A 4,255-nucleotide genomic window follows, 5' to 3' on the forward strand; every position below is an offset into this window, starting at 1 on the left:
CGGCGATCGCCTTCGCCCGGGACAACTCCGGCGCCGCGTGGCTGACGCTGGGCGTCCACGAGGACAACCCGCGGGCCCGGGCCTTCTACCGGCGGCTCGGATTCGCCGACACCGGCAAGGTCGTCCCGTACATGCTGGACCCGGCGGAGAAGCTCCATATCCTGGGCTACCAGGACTTCCGCACGGCCCCGGTGTAGCCCGACCGGGCGATGCGGGCCCGGCCGCACGGCGCGGCCGGGCCCGGGTGCGGAGCGGGCCGGAGCGCCCGGGAGCGTGCGAACGGGTGAAGCATGTCACTGCTGCGCCCTGTGCCCTCACGGGGCCTGGACGGGTAGGTTCCTGCGACCAAGGGGGGAGGACCCCCCTCGGATGCGGATCCCGCCGTCAACGGCTCCTCCGACGAGAGAGGCACGAGTGATGTCTGCACAGGACTCAACGCTCCACCCCCCGCAGCGTGTCGGTGTGGTCGCCGAGTCGGCCGCCGGGGAGACCCGCGTGGCCGCGACACCGTCGACGGTACGCGGGCTGCTCAAGCTCGGCTACGAGGTCGTGGTCGACTCCGGGGCCGGCGAGGCCTCCGGCTTCACCGACGAGGCGTACACCGGGGCCGGCGCGCAGATCGCGGACGCCTGGTCGGCCGACATCGTCCTGAAGGTCAACGCGCCGTCGGCCGCGGAGATCGCCCGGCTGCAGGACGGCGCGACGCTGGTCGGCCTGCTCGCCCCGGCCCAGCGGCCCGAACTGCTGGAGGCGCTGTCGTCGCGCCCGGTCACCGCGCTCGCCCTGGACGCGGTGCCGCGGATCTCGCGGGCGCAGTCGATGGACGTGCTCAGCTCGATGGCGAACATCGCCGGGTACCGGGCGGTGATCGAGGCGGCCCACGTGTTCGGGCGCTTCTTCACCGGCCAGGTGACGGCGGCGGGCAAGGTCCCGCCGGCGAAGGTCCTGGTGGCCGGGGCCGGTGTGGCCGGGCTGGCCGCGATCGGCGCCGCCTCCAGCCTGGGGGCGATCGTCCGCGCGACCGACCCGCGGCCCGAGGTCGCCGACCAGGTCAAGTCGTTGGGCGGCGAGTACCTGGCGGTGAACGTCGTCCAGGAGGCGAGCACCGACGGCTACGCCAAGGCGACGTCGGCCGACTACGACCGCGCCGCGGCCGAGCTCTACCACGCGCAGGCCGAGGACGTGGACATCGTCGTCACCACCGCGCTGATCCCGGGGCGGCCCGCCCCGCGGCTGCTCACCGCCGCCGACGTGGCGGTGATGAAGCCCGGGAGCGTCATCGTCGACATGGCCGCCTCGCAGGGCGGCAACGTCGAGGGCACGGTCGCGGGCCGCACGGTGGTCACCGGCAACGGCGTGACCATCATCGGCTACACCGACCTCGCGTCCCGGCTGCCGGCCCAGGCGTCGCAGCTGTTCGGCACCAACCTGGTCAACCTGCTGACGCTGCTGACGCCGGGCAAGGACGGGCGGCTGGTGCTCGACTTCGACGACGTCGTCCAGCGCGCGGTGACCGTCGTCCGCGCGGGCGAGGTCACCTGGCCGCCACCGCCGGTGGCCGTGTCGGCCGCTCCCGCCACGCAGCCCGCGGCCGCGCCGGCGGTGCCGGAGCCGAAGCAGCCGCGGCTCACCCCGGCCGCCCGGTTCGGCCTGATCGGCCTCGGCATGCTGGCGATGTTCCTGCTGGTCGCCTTCGCCCCGGCCCAACTCGCCGAGAACTTCACGGTGTTCGCGCTCGCGGTGGTGATCGGCTACTACGTCATCGGGAAGGTCCACCACGCCCTGCACACCCCGCTGATGTCGGTGACCAACGCGATCTCCGGGATCGTGGTCGTCGGCGCGCTGCTGCAGATCGGGCACCAGGACGTGCTCGTCACCGTGCTGTCCTTCGTGGCGGTCCTGCTGACCAGCGTGAACATCTTCGGCGGCTTCGCCGTCACCCGCCGCATGCTGAACATGTTCTCGACGTCCCCGGAAAGGCGCTGAGCCCGATGACTTCCACAACGGCCGCCCACGCCGCGGACCTGGTCGCCGCCCTGTTGTTCATCCTCAGTCTGGCCGGACTGTCCCAGCACCGCACCTCCCGCGCCGGCGTCGGCTACGGCATCGCCGGCATGGCGCTCGCCCTGGTCGCCACCGTCGTGGTGGCGGCGCAGAGCATCACCGCCGGTGCCGTCGCCCTGATCGTGGTCGCGATGGCGCTGGGCGGCGCGATCGGCCTGCTGCGGGCGCGGCAGGTCGAGATGACGCAGATGCCGGAGCTGATCGCCGTCCTGCACAGCTTCGTCGGCCTCGCCGCGGTCCTGGTCGGGTGGAACAGCTACCTGGAGGTCGAGTCGCACGGCGCGGCCCAGACCGCCGTCTCCGCCGACCTGCTGGGCATCCACCACGCCGAGGTGTTCATCGGCATCTTCATCGGCGCGGTCACCTTCACCGGCTCCATCGTCGCCTTCCTCAAGCTGTCCGCCCGGATCGCCTCGCGGCCGCTGACGCTGCCCGGCAAGAACGCGCTGAACCTCGGCGCGCTCGGCGCCTTCGTGGGACTGACGGTCTGGTTCACGGTCAGCCCGGGCCTCGGCCTGATGATCGCGGTGACCGTGCTGGCGCTCGCGCTGGGCTGGCACCTGGTCGCCTCGATCGGCGGCGGCGACATGCCCGTCGTCGTCTCCATGCTCAACAGCTACTCGGGCTGGGCGGCGGCGGCCGCCGGGTTCCTGCTGGACAACAACCTGCTCATCGTGACCGGTGCCCTGGTCGGCTCCTCCGGCGCCTACCTGTCCTACATCATGTGCAAGGCGATGAACCGCTCCTTCCTCTCCGTGATCGCCGGCGGCTTCGGCATCGAGGCCGCCTCGGGCGGGGGCGAGGAGCAGGGCGAGCACCGCGAGATCCGCGCGGACGAGGCGGCCCGGCACCTCACGCAGGCCCGGTCGGTGGTCATCACCCCCGGTTACGGGATGGCGGTGGCGCAGGCGCAGCACCCGGTCGCGGAGCTCACCCGCCGGCTGCGCGAGCGCGGGGTCGAGGTCCGCTTCGGCGTCCACCCCGTCGCCGGCCGGCTGCCCGGTCACATGAACGTGCTGCTCGCCGAGGCGAAGGTGCCGTACGACATCGTCCTGGAGATGGACGAGATCAACGACGACTTCGCCGAGACCTCGGTCGTGCTCGTCATCGGCGCCAACGACACCGTCAACCCGGCCGCCACCGACGACCCGGCCAGCCCGATCGCCGGCATGCCGGTCCTGCGGGTGTGGGAGGCGGAGCAGGTGATCGTGTTCAAGCGGTCGATGGCCTCCGGCTACGCGGGCGTCCAGAACCCGCTGTTCTTCCGCGAGAACAGCGGGATGCTCTTCGGCGACGCCAAGCAGAGCGTCGAGGAGATCCTCCGGGCCCTCGACGCCGACGGGCCTGGCGACGCGGCACCGGCCGTCCGCCGGGCCGCGGCGGAGGGGAGGGCCACCGTGTAGCGCGGCGCACGGGGGCGGGGCGGCGGTGGAAAACGGGGTTTCCGGTCTCCGTCGTGTCGATCCGCGGCCGCCCCGTTCGACCTGGGATAGAGAGGGTCGGACAGCGAACCCCCGGACGAAGGAGACCAGCCATGGCCAAGTACATGTTGATCATGCGGGGCAGTGACGAGTCGGTCGCGAAGATGACGGAGACGCCCTTCGACGAGATGCTCGAAACGATGGGGCGCTACAACGAGGAGCTGATCCGGGCGGGCGTGCTCGTCGCGGCCGAGGGCTTGGACGACGCCGCGCAGGGCGTGGTGGTCGACCTCGGCGGGGAGGCCCCGGTCGTCACCGACGGCCCGTACGGCGAGACCAAGGAGCTGTTCGGCGGCTTCTACATCCTCGACGTGGCCTCGAAGGAGGAGGCGGTCGCCTGGGCCAAGCGGATGCCGCCGTTCCCCGGATCGAAGATCGAGATCCGGCGCGTGCCGGGCATCGACGAGTTCCCGCAGGACAACGAGTGGATCGTGAAGGAGCGGGCATGGCGCGAGCGGACCGGCCAGGTCTGACGCCCGCGCCGGCCGACGGCCCGCCGGGCACCGAACCGGCCCGGCGGGCCGTCGAGGCCCTCTGGCGGATCGAGTCCGCGCGGATCGTCGGCGCGCTCACCCGCTACACCGGCGATTTCGACCTCGCCGAGGACGTCGCCCATCATCGAGGGGCGGATCGTTCTGGTGTCGCCCACCTGGGACCACGAGAACGTCGCCGCGAAGATCCGCCGCCAGCTCGACCTGCGCGTCGACGAC

At 72.3% G+C, this 4,255-nt stretch carries 4 protein-coding genes and 1 pseudogene; all 5 read left to right on the plus strand.

Annotated elements, in window-relative coordinates; all coding sequences use genetic code 11:
* Nucleotides 1-197 (plus strand): GNAT family N-acetyltransferase (locus ABZ885_RS36395; RefSeq protein ID WP_360198686.1); only part of this gene is annotated, 197 nt, incomplete at its 5' end.
* A 220-nt stretch (nt 198-417) separates the two neighbouring features.
* Nucleotides 418-1,986, plus strand: coding sequence for a Re/Si-specific NAD(P)(+) transhydrogenase subunit alpha (locus ABZ885_RS36400; protein WP_360198689.1), 1,569 nt, complete (start codon nt 418-420; stop codon nt 1,984-1,986).
* A 5-nt stretch (nt 1,987-1,991) separates the two neighbouring features.
* Entirely contained in the window at nt 1,992-3,467 is a 1,476-nt protein-coding gene (pntB, locus tag ABZ885_RS36405; RefSeq protein WP_360198692.1) for a Re/Si-specific NAD(P)(+) transhydrogenase subunit beta, read from the plus strand.
* Between the two features lie 131 nt (nt 3,468-3,598).
* A complete protein-coding gene (locus ABZ885_RS36410; RefSeq protein ID WP_360198695.1) occupies nt 3,599-4,018 on the plus strand; it encodes a YciI family protein in 420 nt (139 codons plus the stop codon).
* Nucleotides 3,991-4,255: pseudogene (locus ABZ885_RS36415) on the plus strand (hypothetical protein); the annotation flags it as partial. The gene ABZ885_RS36410 and the pseudogene ABZ885_RS36415, both read left to right, overlap by 28 nt.

Origin of the sequence: Kitasatospora sp. NPDC047058 (assembly GCF_040643935.1) — a bacterium.
Taxonomy (GTDB): domain Bacteria; phylum Actinomycetota; class Actinomycetes; order Streptomycetales; family Streptomycetaceae; genus Kitasatospora.